A 23,453-nucleotide genomic window follows, 5' to 3' on the forward strand; every position below is an offset into this window, starting at 1 on the left:
GCGCATCCCCTCGGAGGAACCATGCTCAAGCAGGTCACCCGTGCGGTCTCGCGGGCCCGGGAGCACCTCCGGGCGGCCGCCGAGCGCGATCCGTACGCCTGGCCCGACGGGACCGTGCTGGTGCTGGACGACGGCACCCGCGCCGTCATCGACCACGTCGAGGGCCACCCGGGCCCCGCCCCGGACGGGGCGGTGGCCGTGCGGCCGAACGGGCACCCGCACCGGCGGCCGGGCCCCGACGGTGCGGCGGGCACCGACCCCGGCACCGTCCCCGCCGCCGGCAGCCCGCACCCCTCCGCCCCCGACATCGACGTGCCGGGCGGGGTCAGCGGCCCGCCCCGCCCCGGCGGCCCGCCGCCCGCTCCCGGCCGGGACCGCAGCCGCGGCGGCCTGCTGGCCCCCGAGGCGCCGGTCGCGGCCGACCACCAGGTGCCGAACGGGCTCCGGATCGCCGCCGCCTGGTCGTGGCGGGCGATCGTGGTGGTGGCGGCCGGCTACCTGCTGCTGCGCGCGGCCGGGTACGTCGCCGTGGTCCTGGTGCCGGTGTTCGTGGCGCTGCTGCTGGCCGCGCTGCTGCAGCCGGGGGCCGCGTGGCTGCGCCGGCGGGGCTGGCCGACGTCGCTCGCGTCGCTCACGATGCTGGTGGTCGGCCTGGGCGTGGTCGCCGGGATCATCACGCTGGTCGTCGAGGAGTTCGTGGCCGGGTACGACGACCTCGCCGAGCAGGTGGGCCAGGGCATCGAGCAGGTTCGCGACTTCGCCGTCGACACCTTCCCGATCTCCCAGTCGCAGATCAACGACGCGCTCGACAGCGCCCAGGGGGCGATCGTCGCCAACCGCGACGTGCTGACCACCGGGGCGCTGACCACCGCGGCGACGGTCGGTGAGGTGCTGACCGGCATCGTGCTCACCCTGTTCACGCTGTTCTTCTTCCTGCTCGACGGCCGGCAGATCTGGCTGTGGCTGGTCGGCCTGGCGCCCACCAACTCGCAGGCCTACCTGGACGAGGCCGCCCGCCGGTCCTGGCGGACGCTGATCTCCTACGTCCGGGCCACCGTCGCCGTCGCCGCCTTCGACGCGGTCTTCATCGGCATCGGCCTGCTGATCCTGGGCACGCCGCTGGTGGTGCCGCTGGCCGCGCTGGTCTTCCTCGGCGCGTTCATCCCGATCATCGGGTCGTTCCTCGCCGGCACGGTCTCGGTGCTGGTCACGCTGGTGACGCTCGGGCCGATCCAGGCGCTGGTCGTCCTCGGCATCATCGTCGTGGTCATGCAGCTGGAGGGGCACGTGCTCCAGCCGCTGCTGCTCGGCCGGGCGGTCTCGGTGCACCCGCTGGCGGTGGTGCTGGGCATCGCGGCCGGGCTGCTGGTCGGCGGCATCTTCGGCGCGCTGATCGCCGTCCCGGTGATCGCCTGCGGCAACGTGGCGGGCACCTACCTGTCCCGCCGCCACGAGGGTCCCCGTCCGCCGCAGCCGGACACCCGCCGGGCGCAGCGCCTCGTCAGCATGCGGTGAGCCCGCGGGCCGACCCCTTCCCCGCGGCACCCCCGGGTGGTCTGGTGTCCCTGTCCAGCACGAGCACCGCCCCGGACGGAGGAACCCGATGAGCCGCCAGGTCCAGGTCACGTTCGATGCCGCCGACCCGCGGGCGCTGTCGTCCTTCTGGCGCGAGGTGCTGGGCTACGTCCACCCGGCTCCGCCCGGGGTCGAGCTGCCCGAGGACGCCGACCCGTTGGCCGCGTGGGACGACTTCCTGGCCCGGGTCGGCGTCCCGGCGGAGCAGCGCAACGCGCGATCGGCCATCGAGGACCCGGCCGGGCACGCTCCACGGCTGTTCTTCCAGCGGGTCCCGGAGGGCAAGGTCGCGAAGAACCGGGTCCACCTCGACGTCCGGGCGGCACCCGGGCTGCAGGGCGAGGAGCGGATGGCGGCGCTGGAGGCCGAGTGCGACCGGCTCGTCGCCCTGGGGGCGTCCCGGGTGCGGCGCACGGAGCCCGATCCCCCGATGGAGGCCGGCTTCATCGTGCTGACCGACCCCGAGGGCAACGAGTTCTGCCTGGACTGACGAAGGACCTGCCTGCCCCCCACGATTCGCTGCGCTCACCGCGGGGCCCTGCAGGCAGGCCGCCGGTCAGCCTGGCTGGATGCGTCCTTCCACGGCGGCGAGGGCGATGTCGGTGCGCCAGTGCGCGCCGGCCAGCCGGACGCCGGCCACCCGCTCGTAGGCGGTCTGCCGGGCAGCGGCCAGGTCGGGGCCGACGGCGGTGACCGCGAGCACCCGGCCCCCGGCCGAGCGGACGGTGCCGTCCGGCCCGATGACGGTGCCCGCGTGCAGCACGCCCTCGCCGTCGGCGCCGGTGACCGGGTCGCCGGTGCGCGGCCGCTCCGGGTAGCCCGACGCCGAGACGACGACGGTGACCGCGGCGCCGTCCCGCCAGCGCAGCGGCGGGTGGGCGGCGAGCGTCCCGGTGGCGGCGGCGTGCAGCAGCCCGGCGAGCGGGGTCTCCAGCAGCGGCAGCACGACCTGGGTCTCCGGGTCGCCGAAGCGGGCGTTGAACTCGACCACCCGCACGCCGGCCGAGGTCAGCGCCAGCCCGGCGTAGAGCAGCCCGCTGAACGGCTCGCCACGGCCGCGCAGCTCGTCGACGGTGGGCTGCAGGACGGTGCGCAGCACCTCCTCGACCAGCCCGGCCGGCGCCCAGGGCAGCGGCGCGTAGGCGCCCATCCCGCCGGTGTTCGGCCCGCCGTCGCCGTCGTCGCGGCGCTTGTGGTCCTGGGCCGGCAGCAGCGGGACGACGGTGGTGCCGTCGGTGACGGCGAACAGCGAGACCTCCGGGCCGTCGAGGAACTCCTCGACCAGCACCGCACCGCCGGCGTCGAGCACCGACCGGCCGTGGGCGAGCGCGGCGTCCCGGTCGGGGGTGACCAGCACGCCCTTGCCGGCGGCCAGCCCGTCGTCCTTGACCACGTACGGGGTCGCGCCGGCGGCGGCGACCTCGTCGAGCGCCGTCTCCAGCTCGGCGACACCCCCCACCGGCCACGACCGGGCGGTCGGCACGCCGGCGGCGGCCATCACGTGCTTGGCGAACGCCTTCGACGCCTCGATCTGCGCGGCCTGCGCCGACGGGCCGAAGCAGGCGATGCCCGCGTCCCGGACGGCGTCGGCCGCACCGGCCACCAGCGGGACCTCCGGGCCGACGACGACCAGGTCGGCGCCCCACTGCCCGGCCAGGGACGCGACCGCCACCGGGTCGGCGGCGTCGACCGGCAGGGCCTGGGCGATCACCGCGGTCCCCGCGTTGCCCGGCGCGCAGGCCAGCGCCGTGACGGCGGGGTCGGACTGCAGAGCCACGCACAGGGCGTGCTCCCGGGCACCGGAGCCGATCACGAGCACGCGCACGGCGGAGAACCTACCCAGCCGCGGATCGGCGCGCGGCCGGGACGCCCGGCACCGGTCGGCACGACCGGATCGGTCGCGCACGACACACCCGGGCATGAGAGATCACTCACACGGGTGGTGCTGACCTGCAGCTAGAGGCCCTGTCCTCCGATTCGTCCCCATGGAGTCGGCGCACGTTCACCCGTCGGACGGCGGGGTGGGTTTCCCTGGACTCATGTCCGAGACCGGCCTGCGGGTCGCTCCCTCGTCCCGACGGACCTCCTCCCCCGTGGTGATCGGTCACCGCGGTGCCCCGAGCTACCGCCCGGAGCACACCGCGGCGAGCTACGAGCTCGCCATCGACCTGGGCGCGGACCGGATCGAGCCCGATCTCGTCGTCTCCCGGGACGGCGTCCTCATCGCCCGGCACGACGCCGAGCTGTCCCGCTCCACCGACGTCGCCGACCGCGCGGAGTTCGCCGACCGGCGGCGCACCGTGGACGTCGACGGTGAGGAGCAGACCGGCTGGTTCGTGCAGGACTTCAGCCTGCCCGAGCTGCGCACCCTGCGGTCGATCGAGCGGCTGCCGGCGGTGCGGCCGCTGAACACCGCCTACGACGGCCGCTTCGGCGTGCTCACCCTGGCCGACGTCGTGGAGCTGGTCCGGCGCCGGTCGACCCCGACCCGGCAGATCCAGGTGCAGGCCGAGCTGAAGCACCCCGCCTGGTTCACCGCGCAGGGGCTGCCGATGAGCGAGCTGGTCGCCGCCGAGCTGCGCCGGCTGGATGCCGCCCGCCCCGACGGCCCGGTGATCGTGATGGCGTTCGAGCAGACGGCGCTGCGCGAGCTGCGCGCCGATCTGGGCGCCGACGGCCCGGTGCTGGTCCAGCTGGTCGACGAGGAGGGGGTGCAGGACGCCATGGTCACGCCGTCCGGCCTGCGCGAGATCTCCACGTACGCCCAGGGCATCGCCCCGCACAAGGGCCGGATCCTGCTGCACGGCGCCGACGGCTCACTCGTCGGCGTCTCCGACCTGGTCAGCCAGGCGCACCGGGCCGGCCTGACCATCACGCCGTGGACGCTGCGGCCGGAGAACCTGTTCCTGCCCCGGCACCTGCGCCACGGCAGCGACCCGCACGGCCTGGGCGACGCGCAGACCGAGGCCCGGCTGCTGTTCGCCCTGGGCTGCGACGGCGTGATCAGCGACGCCCCGGAGACCGCCTTCCGGGCCCGCGCAGAGCTGACCGCCGAGGCGATGGCCCCCGTCCGCCCGCGGGTCTGACCGCCGGATCTGCGTTCTCGGGGTCTCCCGACACGGGAGACCCCGAGAACGCAGGCCTCGTCAGTCGATGAGATCGTGGATGACCACGTTCTGGTCGCGGCCCGGGCCGACACCGATCACGCTGATCCGCGCCCCGGAGAGCTCCTCCAGCCGCCGCACGTAGGCCTGCGCGGTGGCCGGCAGGTCGTCGAAGGTGCGGCAGGCGGTGATGTCCTGGAACCAGCCGGGCATCTCCTCGTAGATCGGCTTCGCGTGGTGGAAGTCGGTCTGCGTCATCGGCATCTCGTCGTGCCGGACGCCGTCGATGTCGTAGGCGACGCAGATCGGCACCGTCTCCAGCCCGGAGAGGACGTCGAGCTTGGTGAGGAAGTAGTCGGTGATCCCGTTGACCCGGCTGGCGTACCGGGCGACGACGGCGTCGAACCAGCCGCAGCGCCGGTCGCGGCCGGTGGTCACGCCCACCTCGCCGCCGTGCTTGCGCAGGTACTCGCCCCAGTGGTCGTGCAGCTCGGTCGGGAACGGACCGGAGCCCACCCGGGTCGTGTACGCCTTGAGGATGCCCACCACGCGCTCGATCCGGGTGGGGCCGACGCCGGCGCCCACGGCCGCGCCGCCGGCGGTCGGGTTGGACGACGTGACGAACGGATAGGTGCCGTGGTCGACGTCGAGCAGGGTGCCCTGCGAGCCCTCCAGCAGCACCCACTCACCGGCGTCCAGGGCCTTGCCCAGCAGCAGGCGGGTGTCGGCGATGCGGTGCTTGAGCTGCTCGGCGTAGCCGGCGTACTCCTCGACCACCTCGTCGACGTCGATCGCCTTGCGGTTGTAGACCTTGACCAGCAGCTGGTTCTTCTCCGTCAGCGTGCCCTCGAGCTTCTGCCGGAGGATGGAGAGGTCGAGCAGGTCGGCCACGCGGATGCCGTTGCGGGCGACCTTGTCGCCGTAGGCCGGCCCGATGCCCCGGCCGGTGGTGCCGATCTTCCGCTGCCCGAGGAACCGCTCGGTGACCCGGTCCAGCGCGCGGTGGTGCGGCATGATCAGGTGCGCGTCGGCGGAGATGACCAGGCGCGAGGTGTCGACGCCGCGCTCCTCCAGGCCGGCGAGCTCGCCGATGAGCACCTCGGGGTCGATCACCACGCCGTTGCCGATCACCGGCGTGCAGCCCGGGGTGAGGATGCCCGACGGGATCAGGTGGAGGGCGTACTTCTCGCCGTCCGGGGTGATCACGGTGTGCCCGGCGTTGTTGCCGCCCTGGTACCGGACGACGTAGGGGACGCGCCCGCCGAGCAGGTCCGTCGCCTTCCCCTTGCCCTCGTCGCCCCACTGGGCGCCGATCAGCACGACTGCGGGCATCGGGTCGGTCTCCTCGTCACATCGACACCGGCAGGAACCGGTTGGCCAGGTGGCAGGGTATCGGCATGCCCGCGACTCATCTCGACCTGCGCGGTCTGGCGGCCGAGCAGCCGCCGTCCCGCCGGCACGTCGCCTCGGTCGTCGACGACGCCGAGGAGGTGCACGTGCTGGGCCCGGTGCCCGCGCTCGCGGCGGTGCTGACCCGGCTCTGGCGCAAGGACCGGCTGCCCGCCGTCCCGGTGGCCTGGGAACCGGCCGACGACGCCGCGTCCCGGGGGCTGGCCCGCGCGCTCGGCGTCGGCTCCGGCACCGAGCGGGAGCTGCCCCTGGTGCGCGACGACCACGGCGGCGTGCTGCTGTGGCACGGCCGCATCAGCGCGTTCGGCGCGCCGCGCCGCGCGCTGGCCCGGCGGCTGGGCGCCCAGGCGTACAACGACGACCAGCGGGTGGCCAACGGTCCGATCACCCGGATCGACGTCCGGCCTGACTGGACGGCGGTCGACCGGATCTCCGTCGCCGTGGTCACCGTGCCGCTGCGCCCGGTGCGCCGCACCACCGGGCGGGCACTGCAGGTGGCCAGCGCGCCGGCCCAGGTGACCCGCGACGGGGTGCCCGTCGACCGCGAGGTCACCAAGTGGACCTGGTACGCCGACGACCGGGTCCGCTGGCTGCTGCGCCCCTAGCCCGGGCAACCGATGACTTCCCCGGGCCCGGGAGGTCCTCAGGGAGAACATCAGCCGATGCACCTGGAGGCCCGTGTGCCCGACCCCACCCCCGAGGACCTGTGGGCCGCCGTCCACTCCGCACGATCCGCCCTGGCCGACGACCTGGCCGGGCTGGACGAGGCGCAGTGGGCACAGCCCTCGTTGTGCGGGCGCTGGACCGTCGAGGAGGTCGTGGCCCACCTGAGTGCGGCCGCCAGCACCGGGCGGGCCCGCTGGCTGCGCAGCATGGTCGGCGCACGGTTCGACGCCGACCTGCACAACGCCCGCCGCCTCGCCGAGCACCGCGGTGACACCGCCGCCGACACCCTGGAGCGCTTCCGCGCGGTCGTGCCGAGCACCACCGCACCGACCGGGCACACCGCCGCCTGGCTCGGCGAGGTCGTGGTGCACGCCGAGGACGTCCGCCGCCCGCTCGCCCTGCCCGGTGGGCCTCCCGTCCCGGTGGTCACCGAGGTCGCCCGGTTCTACGCCGCCCGCGACTTCACCGTGAACAGCCGCAGCGCCGTCGCGGGGCTGCGGCTGCAGGCGGACGACGGGCCCTTCGCCGTCGGGGACGGGCCGTTGGTCACCGGCACGACGCTGGCGCTGACGATGGCCATGGCCGGACGCAGCATCTTCTGCGACGACCTGACCGGCCCGGGTGTGCCCGTGCTCCGAGCACGCTGCCCAGGGTCCTGAGCCGTCGCCGGGCCCACCGGCCGGCGGGACCCCGCCACCGGGTCGCGCCGCCGCGTCAGCACCCGCCGCCGCCACGACGAGCCGGTCGTGGACACTGGGTGCACCGTCCCGCCCGAGGAGGTCGCGCTGCCGTCGTCCCGTCGCCCGACCGGTCCCTGCCGGTGAGCCCCGACCGCCCGCTGGCGTTCGGCCCACCCGTCCCGGTGGCGCCCCGCTCGCGCGGCCGCCGGGTGTTCGACCGCCTGCTCGCCCGCCCGGGTGCCAGCGCGTTCGTCGGCGTCGCGCTGCTGACCCTCTTCTTCGGGATCCAGTCCCCCACCCTGGTCTCCTCCGGCGGACTGGCCTCCGTGCTCGAGGTCGCCGCCCCGCTGGGCATCGGCGGCGTGGCGGTCGCCCTGCTGCTGGTGGCGGGGAAGTTCGACCTGTCGATCGGGGTGGTCGCGGTGAGCAGCAGCCTGCTGGCCGCGCTGCTGGTCACCGAGCTGGGACTGGGCGTCTGGCCCGCCCTGCTGGTGTCGCTGCTCGCCGCGCTGCTGGTCGGGGCGGTCAACGGGCTGCTGGTGGTGAGCACCGGGCTGCCGAGCTTCCTGGTCACCCTGGCGACGTTCCTCATCCTGTCCGGCGCCGCCCAGGCGGTCGCCGCCGCCGTCGCCGGGGCCCCCCGGGTCGGCGGCCTGCGCGGGGAGTCCGGGTGGGACTCGGCGCACGCGGTCTTCGGGTCGACGGCGGAGCTCGGTGACGGACGGTTCCCGGTCTCGGTGCTCTGGTGGCTGGCGGCCACCGCCGTCGCCACCTGGCTGCTGTGGCGCACCCGGTTCGGCAACTCGGTCTTCGCCAGCGGCGGGGCGGCCCGCGCGGCCCGCGAGCTGGGGGTCCCCGTCGGGCGCACCACCGTGCTGCTGTTCCTGGGCACCGCCGCGGCCGGCTGGCTGATCGGCACGCTGGGGCTGGTGCGGCTGGGCGCGGTGCAGGTGACCCCGGCGCTGGGCACGGAGATCGGGTTCGTCGTGGTGGCGGTGATCGGGGGCTGCCTGCTCACCGGCGGCTACGGCTCGGCCGTCGGTGCCTCGCTGGGCGCGCTGCTCTACGCCGTCGCCCGGGAGGGCATCGCCCTCTCCGGCTGGGACCCGCGGTGGTTCGAGGCCTTCCTCGGGGTGCTCCTGCTGGTGGCCCTGCTGGTCAACGGCGTGGTGCGGCGACGACTGCGGGCGGTGCCGCGGTCGTGAGCAGCGTGTGGACGGGGCCACCGGAGCCCGACGACCAGAGCCCGGCCGACACCCCGGCGCCCGTGCTGGAGCTGCGTGGCGTCACGGTCCGGTACGGCAGCGTGCCGGCGCTGTCCCGGGTGTCGCTCACCCTGCACCGGGGTCAGGTCACCTGCGTGCTCGGGGAGAACGGCTCCGGCAAGTCGACGCTGGTCGGCCTGCTCTCCGGCGTGGAGCAGCCGGCGGAGGGCCAGCTGCTGATCGACGGCCGCCCGGTGCGGTTGCGCTCGCCGCAGCAGGCCCGGGCACGCGGGATCGCCACCGTCTGGCAGGACCTGGCGATCGCCCCGCTGATGTCGGTGTGGCGGAACTTCTTCCTCGGCGCCGAGCCCACCCGCGGCACCTGGCCGTTCCGCCGGCTGGACGTCGGGCGGGCCGAGGAGATCACCATCCAGGCGATGGCCCGGGTCGGGGTCACCGGGCTGGACCCCGACCAGGCGGCCAGCGCGCTGCAGGCCGGCGAGCGGCAGAGCCTGGCGATCGCCCGCGCCCTGCACTTCGGTGCCCGGGTGCTGGTGATCGACGAGCCGACGGCGCCGATGACGGTCGCCCAGCGCGCCATGGTGCTGCAGTCGGTCGTCGCGGCTCGGGAGAACGGGCTGGCGGTGGTCTTCGTGACGCACAGCCCGCAGTACGCGCACCTGGTGGGCGACCGCTTCCTGCTGCTGGGCGGTGGCCGGGTGGCCGGGAACCTCACCCGGGAGGACGTCGACGTCCACGACCTCACCCGCCTGGTCGCCGGTGGCGACGAGCTCTCCCGACTGACGGAGTCCCTCCGCCGGGAGTGATCCTCGTGCCCGGGGCCCCCGGGTGGGGCCGAGACGTGGTCTCGGCCCCACCCGGGCACGTCAGGCGAAGAGGCTCACGCCTCCCGGGCCGACCAGCAGCCCGACGACGATCAGCACGATCCCCCACAGCAGCTGCTTGCGCACGATCGCGACGATCCCTGCGATGACGAGCACGACTGCCAGGATCCAGAGCAATGTGGCCATTGTTCAGCCCCTCTCCTCGAGGTGGCGCCCTGTGCGCCGACCGGAGGCCGACGTTAACGAGACGGCGCCGTCCCGGCATCAGGACGATCAAGATCCGGTTCTGTCCGGGGTGCCGGCGCGACGCACCCGCACCGATCCCGCTGAGTGCGCGGTTCCGGTCGCCGACACGCGAGGACACGCCGTGCGGGACGACCGGAACTGCGCAGTCGGGGTCAGGAGACGAGCGTCGGGTCGCAGTCGCGCAGCAGTTGGGTGCAGCGCTGCTGCTCGTCGACCTCGCCGATCCGCTCGGCCGCCGCGGCCAGCACGGTGACGCAGCGCAGGAACCCGCGGTTGGGCTCGTGCGACCACGGCACCGGGCCGAAGCCCTTCCAGCCGCTGCGGCGCAGGGCGTCCAGACCGCGGTGGTAGCCGGTGCGGGCGTAGGCGTAGGCCTCGATCGTCCGGCCGCCCTCCAGGGCGCCCTCGGCCAGCGCCGCCCAGGCCGCGCTGGAGGTGGGGTGCGTGGCCGCGACCGTGGCCGGGTCGATGCCGCTGGCCAGTGCCTCGCTGCCGGGGTCGACCGGCAGCAGGGTGGCCGGGGGCTCGCCGAGCAGGTTGTGGTGGGAGTGGGACATCTCAGCCCGCCTGCGACTGGCCGGCGGACAGCAGGTCTTCGCAGGCCTGCACGATCCGGTCGGCCATGTTGGCCTCGGCCAGCTTCATGTAGGTGCGCGGGTCGTAGGTCTTCTTGACGCCGACCTCGCCGTCGACCTTCAGCACGCCGTCGTAGTTGCTGAACATGTGCCCGGCGATCGCCCGGGTGAGGGCGTACTGGGTGTCGGTGTCGACGTTCATCTTCACCACGCCGTAGGAGATGGCCTCACGGATGTCGGCGAGGTCCGAGCCCGAGCCGCCGTGGAAGACCAGGTTGAACGGCTTGGCGTCGCCGAGGCCGAACTGCTCGGCGACGACGGCCTGGCCGCGCTGCAGCACGTCGGGGCGGAGCTTGACGTTGCCCGGCTTGTAGACGCCGTGCACGTTGCCGAAGGTCGCCGCCAGCAGGTAGACGCCCTTCTCGCCGAGCCCGAGCGCCTCGGCGGTGCGGACGAAGTCGCCGTCGGCGGTGTAGAGCTTCTCGTTGATCTCGTGGGCGACGCCGTCCTCCTCGCCGCCGACGACGCCGATCTCCACCTCGAGCACGATCTTGGCGGCGGCGCACTTCTCGATGAGCTCCTGGGCGATCTCCAGGTTCTCGGTCAGCTCGATCGCCGAGCCGTCCCACATGTGCGACTGGAACAGCGGCGCCTGCCCGGCGTCGACGCGGTCCTGCGAGATCGCGATGAGCGGGCGGACGTAGCTGTCCAGCTTGTCCTTCGGGCAGTGGTCGGTGTGCAGCGCGACGTTGACCGGGTACTTCTCGGCGACCACGTGGGCGAACTCGGCCAGCGCCACGGCACCGGTGACCATGTCCTTGACCCGGGTGCCCGAACCGAACTCGGCGCCACCGGTGGAGAACTGGATGATCCCGTCGCTGCCCGCATCGGCGAAGCCTCGCAGGGCAGCGTTGATCGTCTCGGACGAGGTGCAGTTGATCGCCGGGTAGGCGAAGCCACCCTCCTTCGCCCGGCTGATCATGTCGGCGTAGACCTCGGGGGTCGCGATGGGCATGCGGTGCTCTCCTGACGTCGGGACCAGCGGCTCCTGCTCGCCGGTCAGTATCCCGCTGGCCCACCCCGGGGTGGCTTCCAGGTCACCCCGGTGGTCACTCCGGCGGGCGAGCGGTCCGTTCAGTCCAGGCCGAGGTCGGTGAGCTCGAACGCCGCGCGGTACTCCAGCCCGGCCGCCTCGACCGCCGCGCGCGCCCCGCGGTCGACGACCACGGCCACCCCGACCACCTCGGCGCCCGCCTCCTGCAGCGCCTCGACCGCCTGCAGCACGCTGCCCCCGGTGGTGGAGGTGTCCTCCACGGCGAGCACCGTGCGGCCGGCGACGTCGGGGCCCTCGATCCGCCGCTGCAGGCCGTGCGCCTTGCCCTGCTTGCGGACGACGCAGGCGTCGAGGAAGCCCTCGCCGGCCGATGCGGCGTGCAGCATCGCGGTGGCGACCGGGTCCGCGCCCAGCGTGAGCCCGCCGACGACGTCGTAGCGCAGGTCGCCGGTGAGCTGGCGCATCACCCGGCCGATCAGCGGGGCCGCCTCGTGGTGCAGCGTCACCCGGCGCAGGTCGACGTACCAGTCGGCCTCGCGGCCGGAGGAGAGCGTGACCTTCCCGCGGACCACCGCGAGCTCGACGATGAGCTCCAGCAGCCGGTCGCGGTCGGGGTGGGCCGGGGCGTGGTCCGTCTGCATGGTCCCGACCCTACTGAGCGGGCGCGAGCACCTGGTCGATGACGTAGACGGTCGCGTTCGCCGTCTGCAGCGGTCCGCACAGCAGCGTCGCCGGCGCCGTCCCGGCGACCGTCTCCTCGGCCGGCACCGACACCTCCGCACCGCTGCCGGTGATCGTGACCCGGTCGCCGAGGAGCGTGGTGTGCTCGCCGGCCAGCTCGTCCGGGCCGAGCCGGCCCGGCAGCACGTGGTGGGTGAGCAGCGCGGTGAGCCGCGGGACGTCGGCCTGCAGCGGTGGCAGCGCCTCCGGTCCGAGCGCCGCGAAGGCGGTGTCCGCCGGCGCCAGCACGGTGATGCCCTGCCGGGTGTTGAGGACGTCGACGAGGTTGGCCGTGAGCACCCCCTGGATCAGCGTGGTGAGCAGCGGGCTCGCACTGATCGCGCCGGCCGCCGGCTCGCCCGCGCTCCACGGCACGCTGCCCGGCCCCTCCGCGGGCAGCGCGGCGCAGGCCGGCCCCACCGGCGTGCCGGCGGGCGCACCGCCGGCCGCGCCGGCCGACGCGGAGGGCGTCGCCGCGGACGTGCTCGTCTCGGCGGTGCTGTTGCTGGCGGCCGCCGGGCTGCCGTCGTCGTCGGCGCTGCAGGCGGTCGCCACGACCAGCAGGCCGCCGACCAGGGCGGTGGCGAGCGCCCGGACGCCGGGTCGTGCGGCGGGTCGTGCGGCGGATCGGCTCGGCCCGGTGGCCTTCACGGGATCTCCTCTGCGGTCCTGCGGCGCGGGCCCGCTCCGGTCGTCGGGGTCGCTGGCCGTCGAGCATGGCATCCCACCGACCGCCACACCGGGACGTCACCGGCTCGTGATCGTCCGGGCGCGCCAGGCTGACGGCGTGAGCGCCGACCCCTCGTCCTCCTCCACCGGCGCCTCCGCCGAGCGCCCGCCGATGCCGGCGTCGGTGAAGGTGGCCGTCGGCCTGCTGGCCGCGCTGGCGGTGCTGCTGCTCCTCAGCGGCGTCGTCAGCTGGGCCGTGCGGGACTCCATCGTCGACGGCTTCCTCGACGCCCAGCCGGACCTCGTCCGGTCGGAGGTGGAGCAGTTCGTGCTGATCGGGCTGGCCCGCGACCTGGTCGTGGGGCTGCTCTGCGGGCTCGCCGCGCTGTTCCTGCCCCAGCGACGGCGGTGGGCCCGCTGGGCCGGCCTGCTGGGGGTGCTGTTCCTCGGGGCGCTGACCCTGGTCTCGGTGGTCACCGCCGGGGGCGCCAGCCCGTTCGCCCTGCTCCTCGTGGTGCTCTGCGCGGCTGCGGCCACCAGCCTGCTCGCCCGGACGACGACGGAGTGGCTGCCCCCGGTGGCGCGCCGGCAGGGCTGAGCAACCGCACTCCGGGCGCCGCCCCGGGTGTCCCCGGGGCGGCGCTCGGCGTCAGCTGACGGCCCGCCGCCGGGTCTCCGACTTGTACCACTCGTTCGACGGCTTCTGCGCCAGGAACGCGATCCCGGCGACCACCAGCACCAGCTGGACGATGCCCAGGAACGACAGCCCGACGCCCGCGCCCAGCAGGCCGAACAGCACGCTGATCCCCCCGAGCACGAAGAGCACGATCCGTGCCCAGTTGTGCCCCTGCCAGGCGAACCAGATGACCAGCAGGAAGGCCACGATCAGCGCCAGCGTGATGCCGATGGTCACGTTGACGACGGTGTCGACCTGCTCCGGGGTCAGCCCGGAGTCCTCGGCGGCCACGCGCCGGACCTCGTCGAGGTCGGCGAAGCTGATCAGCAGGCTGATCAGGTTGATCAGCGTGCTGGCCAGGAAGGCGCCGATGCCGAACCGGACCGTGCTGGGCCGGGGCTGCTGCTCCACCGGGGCGCCGGTCTCCCAGCCACCGGGGGCGGCCGGGTAGCCGCCGCCCTGCCCGTAGGGGCCGTACTGCCCGCCCTGCCCGCTCTGTCCGGGCTGTGCGCCCCAGCCGCCCTGCTGCCCCTGGCCGGGCGGGGGACCCCAGCCGCCCTGCTGGCCCTGTCCGTACTGCCCGCCCTGCCCCTGGCCGGACGAGCCCTGGCCCGGCGAGCCCTGTCCTTCCGGGCCCTGTCCGGGCGGCGGGCCCCAGCCACCCTGCTGCGGGTCCTGCGGTCCTGACGTCATGACAGCTCCTCGTGCGACCGGTGTCGTGCGGTGGCGACTCTGTGTCTGTTGATCATCGTCCATCCGGACGATCCCGGCACGCTCAGTCGGCCGATGGCGCGGCGGACCGCCGGCTGGGCGCCCGGGTGACCGACGGCTCCGCGGGCTCCGGCGCCACCCACTCCCGGCTGTCCGGGTGCAGCAGCATCCACCAGGCCCACCGCTGGTGTCGCTCCAAGGCCCGGGACACCGCGCCCCACAGCGCCAGCCCCGCGGGCAGCACGAGCGCCGCCGGGCCCCGGCCCCGTCCAGAGGCTCGCCCCGAGCTCGCGAGGGGTGAGGAGGACGGGGTCCTTCGTCAGCCGCGGGTGACCGACAGCCCGGCGTCGCCCTCGGCGACGTCGGCCGGCCAGTCCACGACGACCTCGTCGCCGTCGCGGATCTCCCCGGACAGCAGCGCCCGGGCCAGTTGGTCGCCGATCGCCGACTGCACCAGCCGGCGCAGCGGCCGGGCGCCGTAGACCGGGTCGAAGCCGTTGAGCGCCAGCCACTCCCGCGCGGCGTCGGTGACCCGCAGGGTGAGCCGGCGGGCCGCCAGCCGGCGCGCGAGCACCCCGACCTGGATGTCGACGATGCCGCCGAGCTCCTCCGAGCCCAGCGCCCGGAACATCACGACGTCGTCGAGCCGGTTGAGGAACTCCGGCTTGAAGTGCGCCCGCACGACGTCCATCACGGCCCGGCGCTTCGCGTCCTCGGGCACCGACTGGTCGGCGATGACCTGCGACCCGAGGTTGGAGGTGAGGATCAGCAGCGTGTTGCGGAAGTCGACGGTGCGCCCCTGCCCGTCGGTCAGCCGGCCGTCGTCGAGCACCTGCAGCAGGATGTCGAAGACGTCGGCGTGGCCCTTCTCCACCTCGTCGAGCAGGACGACGGTGTAGGGCCGCCGCCGGACCGCCTCGGTGAGCTGGCCACCGGCCTCGTAGCCGACGTAACCGGGCGGGGCCCCGACCAGGCGGGCCACCGAGTGCTTCTCGGAGTACTCGCTCATGTCGATGCGGACCATCGCCCGCTCGTCGTCGAACAAGAACTCCGCCAGCGCCTTGGCCAGCTCGGTCTTGCCGACGCCGGTGGGGCCGAGGAACAGGAAGGACCCGGTCGGCCGGTCGGGGTCGGACACGCCGGAGCGGGCGCGGCGGACGGCGTCGGCGACCGCCCGGACGGCGTCGGGCTGACCGACGACCCGCTGGGCGAGGTCGTCCTCCATTCGCAGCAGCTTCTGCGTCTCCCCCTCCAGCAGCCGGCCGGCGGGGATGCCGGTCCAGGCCTGCACGACCTCGGCGATGTCGTCGGGGCCGACCTCCTCCTTGAGCATCGAGTCCCCGGCGGCCACCGACGCCTCGGCGGCCGCGAGATCGCGCTCCAGCTGGGGCATCCGGCCGTACCGGAGCTCGGCGGCCCGGGCGAGGTCGCCGTCCCGCTCGGCCCGTTCGGCGTCGGTGCGGGCGGCCTCCAGCTCCTCCTTGGTGCGCTGGATCCGGTCGATGGCGGTCTTGTCCTGCTGCCAGCGGGCGGTCAGCTCGTCCAGCTCCTGACGCCGGTCGGCCAGCTCGCTGCGCAGGGCGGCCAGCCGGTCGATCGAGGACGGGTCGTCCTCCTTGGCCAGCGCCATCTCCTCGATCTCCATCCGGCGCACGGCGCGCTCGACCTCGTCGACCTCCACCGGCCGGCTGTCGATCTCCATGCGCAGCCGGCTGGCGGCCTCGTCGACCAGGTCGATGGCCTTGTCCGGGAGGAAGCGGGCGGTGACGTAGCGGTCGGAGAGGGTGGCGGCGGCGACGATCGCGGCGTCGGTGATCCGGACGCCGTGGTGCACCTCGTACCGCTCCTTGAGGCCGCGCAGGATGCCGATCGTGTCCGGCACGCTCGGCTCGCCGACGAACACCTGCTGGAACCTGCGCTCCAGCGCCGCGTCCTTCTCGATGTGCTCGCGGTACTCGTCCAGCGTGGTGGCGCCGACCATCCGCAGCTCACCGCGGGCGAGCATCGGCTTGATCATGTTGCCGGCGTCCATGGCGGAGTCGCCGGTGGCACCGGCGCCGACGATGGTGTGCAGCTCGTCGATGAAGGTGATCACCTGCCCCTCGGCCTCGGTGATCTCCTGGAGGACGGCCTTGAGCCGCTCCTCGAACTCGCCGCGGTACTTGGCGCCGGCCACCATCGCGCCCAGGTCGAGCGCCATCAGCCGCTTGCCCTTGAGGCTCTCCGGGACGTCGCCGGCGATGATCCGCTGCGCCAGCCCCTCGACGATGGCGGTCTTGCCGACGCCGGGCTCGCCGATCAGCACCGGGTTGTTCTTGGTGCGCCGGGACAGCACCTGCACCACGCGGCGGATCTCGGTGTCCCGGCCGATGACCGGGTCGACGCGGCCGTCGCGGGCCCGCTGGGTCAGGTCGACGGCGTACTTCTCCAGCGCCTGGAAGGTGCTCTCCGGGTCGGGGCTGGTGATCTTGCGGGTGCCCCGCACGGTGCGGAAGGCGGCCAGCAGCGCGTCGCGGGTGGCCCCGGCGCTGGTCAGCACCGCGCCGGCCTCGCCCTCGGTGGTGGCCAGCCCCACCAGCAGGTGCTCGGTGGAGACGTACTCGTCGCCCAGGGCGCTGGCCTGCTCGCCGGCGGCGTTGATCGCCCGGAGCAGCTCGCGGGACGGCGACGGCGCGGCGACCGTGGCACCGCTGACGCTGGCCATGCGGCGCAGCGCGGCGTCGGCCTTGGCGCGGACGTCGGTGGGATCGGCGCCGGCCGCCTGCAGCAGCGGGCCGGCGATGCCGTCGGACTGCTCGAGCAGGGCGACCAGCAGGTGCAGCGGCTCCAGGGCGGCCTGGCCGCGGTCGACCGCCAGTCGCTGCGCGGCGGCGACGGCCTCCTGCGCACGGGTGGTGAGCTTGCTCTGCATGGTCGGTGATCTCGTCCTCTCGTTGGGGGAGACGTGCTCGCCGGGTGCAACGGATCGGGAGTTGAGTCTGTTCCACTCAACCCTTGGCGTCCAGTGGCGCCGGGCGGAGGGATGCGGGACCCCCGCCTCTGGCGCCTCTCCTGCCCCGAGAAGGCAGCGAGACCAGCCACACAACTGTCTCCAGCCCGATCGCGCCCTACTCTGTGGTCATGACGGACACCCCGTCGCCGAGCGTGGCTCTCGACGACCAGCTCTGCTTCGCCCTGTACGCGGCCTCCCGCGCGGTCACCGCGCGCTACCGGCCCATGCTCGACGAGCTCGGGATCACCTATCCCCAGTACCTCGTCCTGATGCTGCTGTGGGAGGAGGACGGGCAGACCGTGGGGCAGCTCGGGTCCCGGCTCGCGCTGGACTCCGGCACCCTCTCACCACTGCTCAAGCGCCTCACCACCGCCGGCCTGGTCACCCGCCACCGGCGGGCCGACGACGAGCGTTCGGTGTCGGTGCGGCTGACCGAGGAGGGCCGTGCCCTGCACGGGCCGGCCTGCACGATCTCCGCGGAGATGATCGGCGCGCTCGCGCTGGACCAGCAGGAGTTCGACGCCCTGAAGGGCCAGCTGCGCACGATCACCGAGCGGGTCACCGGCTCCCGGGCCGACGTCCCCGCCTGATAAAGGACCCCCTCGCCCCCCACCCCTCGCAGGCTCGGGGCGGGCCCCTGCGAGGGGGCCGGTGCTCCGGTGGCGGGAATCCCTTCTGCTGCGCACGGTTGTGCACGGCAGCAGCAGGTGACACCTCCCACCGCATCCGCGCGGTGGGCACCGCTCACGGAGGAGGCCCCGTGCCCACTCGTACCGCACGCACCGCCTGGAACGGCTCGCTGCAGGAGGGCTCCGGCCAGGTCGAGCTGAGCAGCTCGAAGGTCGGCACCTACGACGTCAGCTTCCCCAAGCGCGCCGCCGACGAGGCCGGGGGCACCACCAGCCCCGAGGAGCTCATCGCCGCGGCCCACTCGTCCTGCTTCGCGATGGCCCTGTCCAGCGAGATCGGCAAGGCCGGCGGCAGCACCGAGTCGCTCGAGGTGACCGCCGAGGTCACGCTGGGGCAGGTCGACGGCGCGCCGACGATCACCACCATCAAGCTGACCGTGCGCGGCGAGGTGGGCGGCCTGGACGCCGACGGCTTCCAGCAGGCCGCGCAGGCCGCGAAGGCCGGCTGCCCGGTGAGCAAGGCGCTGTCCGCGGTCGACATCAGCCTGGACGCCTCGCTCGTCTGAGGAAGGACCCCGTCCCCTCACCCTTCGCAGGCTCAGGGTGAGCCTCTGGACGGGGCCGCACCCGCACGACGACGGCCCGCCTCCCGGGAGGGAGGCGGGCCGTCGTCGTGCGGGTGCGGTACCCGCTGGCACTACGCCCGCTGGTGCAGCTCCACCCGGCCGGCGAGCTGCTCGTCGACGTCGGCGGTGGCGTCCCCGGGCCGTTCGGCCGAGCCGTCGACCGACTCGGTGCGCATCCGCTCGTCGCCGGTGTCGGTGCGCAGCGCCACCTCGCGGATGGCGATGACCGCGGCGATGGTGACCAGCGACAGGATCGCGGCGATGAAGAAGATCCGTCCCGTCGCGTCGCCGTAGGAGACCGCGATCAGCTCGCGGATCGGCGCCGGTGCATCGGCGAGGTCGGCCAGACCGACGTCGCCGGACCCGGCGGCCCCGGCCGCCCCGGGCACCCCCGCCAGCCCCTGCTGGATCAGGTCGCCGACCCGGGTGGAGAGCACCGCACCAAGCACCGAGACGCCGATCGTCCCGCCCAGGCTGCGGAAGAAGGCGACCGCGGAGCTGGCCGCACCCAGGTCGGTGGCCGCGACGGTGTTCTGCACGGCGAGCACCAGGTTCTGCATGGTCATGCCGATGCCGATGCCGAGCACCGCCAGGAAGACCCCGAGCACGACCATGTTCGTCGCGTGGTCGATCGTGGCCAGCAGCGCGAAGCCGATGGCGACCAGCAGCGACCCGGCCACCAGGAACCGCTTCCACCGGCCGTACCGGGTGATCAGGATGCCCGAGACGGTGGAGGAGACCAGCAGCCCGCCGACCATCGGGATGGTGAGCAGCCCGGCCGCCGTGGGCGAGTAGCCGCGCGCGATCTGCAGGTACTGGCCGAGGAAGACCGTCGAGCCGAACATCGCCACGCCGATCGCGACGCTGGCGACGATCGCCAGGGTCGTGGTGCGGTCGCGGAAGAGCCGCAGCGGCACGATCGGCTCGGTGGCGCGCAGCTCGGTGACGACGAAGGCGATGATCGCCAGCACGCCACCGGTGAGGAACAGCGCGGTCTCCGTGGACGCCCAGGCGAAGGTGTCCCCGGCCAGGGTGACCCAGATGAGCAGCGCGGAGACGCCGGCGGTGAGCAGGGCGGCACCCAGGTAGTCGATGGAGACCTCGCGCTTGGTCACCGGCAGGTGCAGGGTGCGCTGCAGCAGCACCAGGGCGGCCACGGCGAACGGGACACCGACGAAGAAGCACCAGCGCCAGCCCAGCCAGCTGGTGTCCACCAGGAGCCCACCGATGAGCGGGCCACCGACGGTGGCCACCGCCATGACGCCGCCCAGCAGCCCCGAGTACCGGCCGCGCTCGCGCGGGCTGATCATCGCGGCCATCGCGATCTGCACCAGCGCCTGCAGGCCACCGAGGCCCAGGCCCTGGAGCACCCGCCAGCCGATCAGCGTGGGCAGCGACTGCGACAGCCCCGCCAGCATCGACCCGACGATGAAGATCACGATCGCGATCTGGATCAGCAGCTTCTTGCTGAACAGGTCGGCGAGCTTGCCCCAGATGGGGGTGGACGCCGTGGAGGCCAGCAGGGTGGCGGTGACCACCCAGGTGTACTGGCTCTGCGAGCCGCGCAGCTCGGTGATGATCGTCGGCAGGGCGTTGGAGACGACGGTCGAGGACAGGAACGCGACGAACATCGCCAGCAACATCCCCGACAGCGCGGAGAGCACCTGCCGGTGGGTCATCCGGCCCTGCTGCCGGACCGGCGCCTCAGCGGCGGGGGTGGGGGCGGCCGCGGGCCGGGCCGGGGTGTGGGTGCTCATGCGCGGATCTCCTGAGGGTGTTGCCGTCGTGCGGTGGGGAGGGGCGGGGCCGCCGGGACGGCGCCGGCGTGGGCCGGGTCCTCGGGCTGGGGCCGCCCCGTGGCGCGGCCGGCCCGGTCCAGGCCGTCGGCGAGCCTCTCCAGCGCCTGGCTGAACCAGCGGGCCTCGTCCTCGGTCCAGTCCTCGAGCGCGCTGCGCGCCCACTGGCTGCGGACCTCGCGGGTGTGGGCGAGCGCAGCGGCCCCGGCGTCGCTGAGCCGGATCAGGCTGGCCCGCCCGTCCTGCGGGTCGGAGCTGCGCTCCAGGTACCCGGCGCGCTCCAGCGCCGCGACCTGCCGGCTGGCGACCGAGACGTCGACGCCGGCGTGTTCGGCGAGCGCACTGCAGCGCTGCGGCCCGTACTGCTCGAGCGGGGCCAGCACCGCCCAGCCGAAGGACGGCAGGTCGCCATAGAGGTCGGCGGCCACGCGGTGGCCAAGCTGCCGCGTGGTGCGCAGCAACCGGGCCAGACCAGCGGTCAGCCGCTGGGAGGTCTCCCGGGTGATGTGCACGTCGCCGCTCCGCTGTCTCGCTCGTCTTCTGTGCAGACAGCAAGCATCTTGCTCCTGTTGGTTGGAGCATGCAACATCATTGCGCTGTGACGGTGCTCTCCCGGGTGAGAGGAGCACGGCCCCGAGGGGAACGCGGCGAGCAGGCGAGCCACCGGCTCGACCGGCCGCCGGCCCTCGGCGGCGGCGACCACGCGTCGTCCCGGCGGCCCGGACGCGGGGACCAGCCGGTCCCCCACCGGCAGCGGGACGTCCGAGTGCCCGGGGTCGAGCAGGTCGGGAGAGCTCGCGGCGACCAGTCCGTCACGGTGCCCGGTGGAGACGGTCCGGTGGAGTCGGCCCGGTGGAGTCGGCCCGGCCGCACTCGCCAGGCGCGCGGGCATGCAGCCCACCGGGCGGGGCCGGAGAAGGGTCGAGAAGAGCCGGGCAGACCTGCCGGTCGAGCACCGTCCGGTCGGCCGTCTCACCGCCGGGACCCGGCCGGGACCCGGCGAGCGGGGTCAGTCCGCGGCGGCCTCTGCCTCGCGGGCCTCGCCGATGCGGTTCAGCCGACCGAGCAGCTCGGCCAGCGTGGCGACGTCGGAGGTGGCCCAGTCGGACAGGTCGGCCTCCCAGCGGGCCCGGCGGGCGTCGCGCAGCTCGCTGAGCCGGCGGTGGCCCTCCGCGGAGGTGGACAGCACCTGGGCGCGCCCGTCGTCGGGGTCGGCGGCCCGGTCGACCAGCCCGAGGTCGACCAGCGAGGCCACCTGCCGGCTGACCGTGCTCTTGTCCAGCCCGAGCTTGGCGACGACGTCGCTCGCGCGCAGCGGGCCGGCGTCGTCGAGCAGCACCAGCAGTCCGTACGCGGCGCCGTCCAGGTCGTGGTGGAGCTGACTGCCCAGCCGCCCCTGGATGGCGCGGGCACGCCGCAGCAACAGGGCGACCTCACGCTCCAGGTGCACGTACGCCTTGCGGCTGTCCAACTCGCTGCTCACGGTCACATCGTGTCCCACGTACGGAGCGGACTCAACGTTCCCCGAGCGGTTCGCATTCCCCGGGCAGGTCGCGGTGCGGCCGGCTCAGACCCGGCTGTCGGGACGCCAGATCACCAGCGCGGAGCCGGCCGTGCGCGGCACCAGGTCGCGCCGGTAGGTGGCGGCCACCGCGGACTCCGCGGCGATCCGCCCGGACTCGGAGACCTGGAGCTCCTCCAGCAGCTCGCCGATCCGGTGCTGCAGCGCCTCGACCCGGGACTCCAGCTCGATGATGCGCTTGATCCCGGCCAGGTTGACGCCGTCCTCCTGGCTGAGCCGCTGCACCTCGCGCAGCAGCGCGACGTCCCGCGGGCTGTACCGGCGCCCACCGCCGGCCGTGCGTCCCGGGCGGACCAGACCGAGCCGGTCGTACTGGCGCAGCGTCTGGGCGTGCATGCCGGCCAGCTCGGCCGCCACCGAGATGACGAACACCGGGGCGTCCTCGGCGAAGGCGGGGCCGGTCACCGGGTGCCTCCCTGGCGCAGGGCGGCGGTGACCTCCGGCCGGGGGTCGTCGGGCAGCTCCGCGGCGAGCTTCTCGATCGCCTCGCGGGCGCCGGGCGTCAGCCGCTGGGGCACCGCCACCTCGACGGTCACCAGCAGGTCGCCGGTGGAGCTCTTGCCCGGCACCCCGCGGCCGCGGACCCGGAAGGTCCGGCCGCTGGCGGTGCCGGCGGGCACCTTGAGCGACACCGAGCCGTCCAGCGTCGGCACGGTCAGCGTCGTGCCCAGGGCGGCCTCGGCGAAGGAGACCGGCACGGTGAGCGTGAGGTCGTTGCCGGCGCGGCCGAACAGCTCCGAGCCGGTGACGTGGACGACGACGAACAGGTCGCCGGCCGGCCCGCCGCGCCGTCCGGGCGCGCCCTTGCCGGCCAGCCGGATGCGCTGCCCGTCCTTGACCCCGGCCGGGATGCGGACGGTGATCGTGCGGGTCTGGTTCGTGACGCCGCTGCCCCTGCACTCCGGGCAGGGGTCGTCGACCACCGAGCCGGTGCCGCGGCACTCCCGGCAGGGCTCGGAGAAGGCGAACGCACCCTGGCTGCGGCTGGTGACACCGGCGCCGTTGCACACCGGGCAGGTGTGCGGGCTGGTGCCGGGCTTGGCACCGCTGCCGACGCAGGTCGGGCAGGTGCCCGGGCTCTGCATGCGCAGCGGCACCGTGACCCCGAGGACCGCCTCGTCGAAGGCGAGGGTGGCCTCGGTCTCGACGTCCTGGCCGCGGGCCGGCCCGGAGGCCGCCTGCTGCCGGCTCCGGGTGCCGGCACCCGGGGCGCCGCCGGTGAACAGGCCACCGAAGAGGTCGCCCAGGCCTCCGGCGCGGCCACCCGCACCGGGCGCACCCGCGCCACCGAACAGGTCCCCGAGGTCGAAGGGCTGTCCCGCACCGGCACCGCCGCCGGGGAAACCGCCGGGGAAGCCGCCGGGGGCACCCGCGCCGGGGCGGAAACCGCCGGAGCCGAACAGCCGCCGCGCCTCGTCGTACTCGGACCGCCGCTTGGGGTCCGACAGCACGTCGTAGGCCTCCGAGACCTCCTTGAAGCGGGTCTCGGCCTGGGTGTTGCCGGGGTTCTTGTCCGGGTGCAGCTCCCGCGCCAACTGGCGGTACGCCTTCTTGATCGCCGCCGCGTCGGCGTCCTTGGGGACGCCCAGGGCCGCGTAGTAGTCCTTCTCGATGAAGTCCCGGGTGCTGCTCATCGGGCGCCTCCTCTCTGCTGTGCTGCGGTCGGGCTGGTCCGGCGCCCGGGTCGTGGGC

At 74.4% G+C, this 23,453-nt stretch carries 24 protein-coding genes; 10 read left to right on the forward strand and 14 right to left on the reverse strand.

What is annotated here, in order from left to right:
* The first annotated feature begins 21 nt into the window (after positions 1–21).
* A complete protein-coding gene (locus tag ACI79U_RS03655) occupies positions 22–1,515 on the forward strand; it encodes an AI-2E family transporter (protein ID WP_457065848.1) in 1,494 nt (497 codons plus the stop codon).
* Between the two features lie 88 nt (positions 1,516–1,603).
* The gene (locus ACI79U_RS03660; protein ID WP_457065846.1) at positions 1,604–2,065 is read left to right on the forward strand and encodes a VOC family protein; all 462 of its coding nucleotides are present in this window, start codon (positions 1,604–1,606) and stop codon (positions 2,063–2,065) included.
* Between the two features lie 66 nt (positions 2,066–2,131).
* On the opposite strand, the gene purD is transcribed toward ACI79U_RS03660, so the two are convergent.
* Positions 2,132–3,400, reverse strand: coding sequence for a phosphoribosylamine--glycine ligase (gene purD / locus ACI79U_RS03665; RefSeq protein ID WP_457065844.1), 1,269 nt, complete (start codon positions 3,398–3,400; stop codon positions 2,132–2,134).
* 214 nt (positions 3,401–3,614) lie between these two features.
* On the opposite strand from purD, the gene ACI79U_RS03670 reads away from it, so the two are divergent.
* On the forward strand, positions 3,615–4,661 hold the full coding sequence (locus ACI79U_RS03670) for a glycerophosphodiester phosphodiesterase family protein (protein ID WP_457065842.1): 1,047 nt from the start codon (positions 3,615–3,617) through the stop codon (positions 4,659–4,661).
* A gap of 60 nt (positions 4,662–4,721) precedes the next feature.
* On the opposite strand, the gene ACI79U_RS03675 is transcribed toward ACI79U_RS03670, so the two are convergent.
* On the reverse strand, positions 4,722–6,011 hold the full coding sequence (locus tag ACI79U_RS03675) for an adenylosuccinate synthase (RefSeq protein WP_457065840.1): 1,290 nt from the start codon (positions 6,009–6,011) through the stop codon (positions 4,722–4,724).
* Positions 6,012–6,076: 65 nt separating this feature from the next.
* Here ACI79U_RS03675 and ACI79U_RS03680 point away from each other — a divergent pair, with 65 nt between their 5' ends.
* The 4 genes from ACI79U_RS03680 (at position 6,077) to ACI79U_RS03695 (ending at position 9,467) form a co-directional block, all read left to right on the forward strand.
* Positions 6,077–6,694 carry a hypothetical protein gene (locus ACI79U_RS03680; protein WP_457065838.1) on the forward strand — a complete coding sequence of 206 codons (618 nt, stop codon included), beginning with the start codon at positions 6,077–6,079 and terminating at the stop codon, positions 6,692–6,694.
* Positions 6,695–6,751: 57 nt separating this feature from the next.
* Positions 6,752–7,414, forward strand: coding sequence for a maleylpyruvate isomerase family mycothiol-dependent enzyme (locus ACI79U_RS03685; RefSeq protein WP_457065836.1), 663 nt, complete (start codon positions 6,752–6,754; stop codon positions 7,412–7,414).
* Between the two features lie 161 nt (positions 7,415–7,575).
* Positions 7,576–8,640, forward strand: a complete 1,065-nt coding sequence (locus tag ACI79U_RS03690; RefSeq protein ID WP_457065834.1) for an ABC transporter permease — start codon at positions 7,576–7,578, stop codon at positions 8,638–8,640.
* A complete protein-coding gene (locus ACI79U_RS03695) occupies positions 8,637–9,467 on the forward strand; it encodes an ATP-binding cassette domain-containing protein (protein ID WP_457065832.1) in 831 nt (276 codons plus the stop codon). Before ACI79U_RS03690 ends, ACI79U_RS03695 begins: the two co-directional genes overlap by 4 nt.
* Positions 9,468–9,527: 60 nt before the next feature.
* On the opposite strand, the gene ACI79U_RS03700 is transcribed toward ACI79U_RS03695, so the two are convergent.
* The 5 genes from ACI79U_RS03700 to ACI79U_RS03720 form a co-directional block, all read right to left on the reverse strand.
* A complete protein-coding gene (locus ACI79U_RS03700; protein WP_457065830.1) occupies positions 9,528–9,671 on the reverse strand; it encodes a GPGG-motif small membrane protein in 144 nt (47 codons plus the stop codon).
* Positions 9,672–9,883: 212 nt separating this feature from the next.
* Positions 9,884–10,288: a DUF3151 domain-containing protein gene (locus ACI79U_RS03705; RefSeq protein WP_457065828.1), complete on the reverse strand. Its 405-nt coding sequence runs from the start codon at positions 10,286–10,288 to the stop codon at positions 9,884–9,886.
* 1 nt (position 10,289) lies between these two features.
* Positions 10,290–11,321: a class II fructose-bisphosphate aldolase gene (gene fbaA, locus ACI79U_RS03710; protein ID WP_457065826.1), complete on the reverse strand. Its 1,032-nt coding sequence runs from the start codon at positions 11,319–11,321 to the stop codon at positions 10,290–10,292.
* 119 nt (positions 11,322–11,440) lie between these two features.
* On the reverse strand, positions 11,441–12,001 hold the full coding sequence (gene pyrE / locus ACI79U_RS03715; RefSeq protein ID WP_457065824.1) for an orotate phosphoribosyltransferase: 561 nt from the start codon (positions 11,999–12,001) through the stop codon (positions 11,441–11,443).
* A 10-nt stretch (positions 12,002–12,011) separates the two neighbouring features.
* On the reverse strand, positions 12,012–12,731 hold the full coding sequence (locus tag ACI79U_RS03720; protein WP_457065822.1) for a fasciclin domain-containing protein: 720 nt from the start codon (positions 12,729–12,731) through the stop codon (positions 12,012–12,014).
* A gap of 136 nt (positions 12,732–12,867) precedes the next feature.
* Between ACI79U_RS03720 and ACI79U_RS03725 the strand changes: the two genes are divergently transcribed.
* Positions 12,868–13,347, forward strand: coding sequence for a hypothetical protein (locus tag ACI79U_RS03725; protein WP_457065820.1), 480 nt, complete (start codon positions 12,868–12,870; stop codon positions 13,345–13,347).
* A gap of 51 nt (positions 13,348–13,398) precedes the next feature.
* Here ACI79U_RS03725 and ACI79U_RS03730 read toward each other — a convergent pair whose 3' ends face one another.
* Positions 13,399–14,118 carry a hypothetical protein gene (locus ACI79U_RS03730; RefSeq protein ID WP_457065818.1) on the reverse strand — a complete coding sequence of 240 codons (720 nt, stop codon included), beginning with the start codon at positions 14,116–14,118 and terminating at the stop codon, positions 13,399–13,401.
* 337 nt (positions 14,119–14,455) lie between these two features.
* The gene (clpB, locus tag ACI79U_RS03735) at positions 14,456–17,047 is read right to left on the reverse strand and encodes an ATP-dependent chaperone ClpB (protein ID WP_457065816.1); all 2,592 of its coding nucleotides are present in this window, start codon (positions 17,045–17,047) and stop codon (positions 14,456–14,458) included.
* A 209-nt stretch (positions 17,048–17,256) separates the two neighbouring features.
* Between clpB and ACI79U_RS03740 the strand changes: the two genes are divergently transcribed.
* A complete protein-coding gene (locus tag ACI79U_RS03740) occupies positions 17,257–17,718 on the forward strand; it encodes a MarR family winged helix-turn-helix transcriptional regulator (RefSeq protein ID WP_457065814.1) in 462 nt (153 codons plus the stop codon).
* A 170-nt stretch (positions 17,719–17,888) separates the two neighbouring features.
* Positions 17,889–18,323 (forward strand): OsmC family peroxiredoxin, encoded by a 435-nt coding sequence (locus tag ACI79U_RS03745; protein ID WP_457065812.1) that lies wholly within the window; start codon positions 17,889–17,891, stop codon positions 18,321–18,323.
* 131 nt (positions 18,324–18,454) lie between these two features.
* Here ACI79U_RS03745 and ACI79U_RS03750 read toward each other — a convergent pair whose 3' ends face one another.
* The 5 genes from ACI79U_RS03750 to dnaJ form a co-directional block, all read right to left on the reverse strand.
* Positions 18,455–20,140 carry an MDR family MFS transporter gene (locus ACI79U_RS03750; RefSeq protein ID WP_457065810.1) on the reverse strand — a complete coding sequence of 562 codons (1,686 nt, stop codon included), beginning with the start codon at positions 20,138–20,140 and terminating at the stop codon, positions 18,455–18,457.
* Positions 20,137–20,691, reverse strand: coding sequence for a MarR family winged helix-turn-helix transcriptional regulator (locus ACI79U_RS03755; RefSeq protein ID WP_457065808.1), 555 nt, complete (start codon positions 20,689–20,691; stop codon positions 20,137–20,139). The genes ACI79U_RS03750 and ACI79U_RS03755 overlap by 4 nt, the downstream gene beginning before the upstream one ends.
* 497 nt (positions 20,692–21,188) lie before the next feature.
* Positions 21,189–21,662, reverse strand: a complete 474-nt coding sequence (locus tag ACI79U_RS03760; RefSeq protein WP_457065806.1) for a MarR family winged helix-turn-helix transcriptional regulator — start codon at positions 21,660–21,662, stop codon at positions 21,189–21,191.
* 84 nt (positions 21,663–21,746) lie between these two features.
* On the reverse strand, positions 21,747–22,166 hold the full coding sequence (locus tag ACI79U_RS03765) for a heat shock protein transcriptional repressor HspR (protein WP_457065804.1): 420 nt from the start codon (positions 22,164–22,166) through the stop codon (positions 21,747–21,749).
* Entirely contained in the window at positions 22,163–23,395 is a 1,233-nt protein-coding gene (gene dnaJ / locus ACI79U_RS03770; protein ID WP_457065801.1) for a molecular chaperone DnaJ, read from the reverse strand. The genes ACI79U_RS03765 and dnaJ overlap by 4 nt, the downstream gene beginning before the upstream one ends.
* Positions 23,396–23,453: the final 58 nt, after the last annotated feature.

Source organism: Modestobacter sp. SYSU DS0904, assembly GCF_054051115.1.

Coding starts and splice junctions, on each gene's coding strand:
- dnaJ (WP_457065801.1), bottom strand. CDS start 23,395: ATGAGCAGCACCCGGGACTTCATCGAGAAGGACTACTACGCGGCCCTG.
- ACI79U_RS03705 (WP_457065828.1), bottom strand. CDS start 10,288: ATGTCCCACTCCCACCACAACCTGCTCGGCGAGCCCCCGGCCACCCTG.
- ACI79U_RS03660 (WP_457065846.1), top strand. CDS start 1,604: ATGAGCCGCCAGGTCCAGGTCACGTTCGATGCCGCCGACCCGCGGGCG.
- ACI79U_RS03675 (WP_457065840.1), bottom strand. CDS start 6,011: ATGCCCGCAGTCGTGCTGATCGGCGCCCAGTGGGGCGACGAGGGCAAG.
- pyrE (WP_457065824.1), bottom strand. CDS start 12,001: ATGCAGACGGACCACGCCCCGGCCCACCCCGACCGCGACCGGCTGCTG.
- ACI79U_RS03700 (WP_457065830.1), bottom strand. CDS start 9,671: ATGGCCACATTGCTCTGGATCCTGGCAGTCGTGCTCGTCATCGCAGGG.
- clpB (WP_457065816.1), bottom strand. CDS start 17,047: ATGCAGAGCAAGCTCACCACCCGTGCGCAGGAGGCCGTCGCCGCCGCG.
- fbaA (WP_457065826.1), bottom strand. CDS start 11,321: ATGCCCATCGCGACCCCCGAGGTCTACGCCGACATGATCAGCCGGGCG.
- ACI79U_RS03655 (WP_457065848.1), top strand. CDS start 22: ATGCTCAAGCAGGTCACCCGTGCGGTCTCGCGGGCCCGGGAGCACCTC.
- ACI79U_RS03680 (WP_457065838.1), top strand. CDS start 6,077: ATGCCCGCGACTCATCTCGACCTGCGCGGTCTGGCGGCCGAGCAGCCG.
- ACI79U_RS03750 (WP_457065810.1), bottom strand. CDS start 20,140: ATGAGCACCCACACCCCGGCCCGGCCCGCGGCCGCCCCCACCCCCGCC.
- ACI79U_RS03740 (WP_457065814.1), top strand. CDS start 17,257: ATGACGGACACCCCGTCGCCGAGCGTGGCTCTCGACGACCAGCTCTGC.
- ACI79U_RS03685 (WP_457065836.1), top strand. CDS start 6,752: ATGCACCTGGAGGCCCGTGTGCCCGACCCCACCCCCGAGGACCTGTGG.
- ACI79U_RS03730 (WP_457065818.1), bottom strand. CDS start 14,118: ATGACGTCAGGACCGCAGGACCCGCAGCAGGGTGGCTGGGGCCCGCCG.
- ACI79U_RS03670 (WP_457065842.1), top strand. CDS start 3,615: ATGTCCGAGACCGGCCTGCGGGTCGCTCCCTCGTCCCGACGGACCTCC.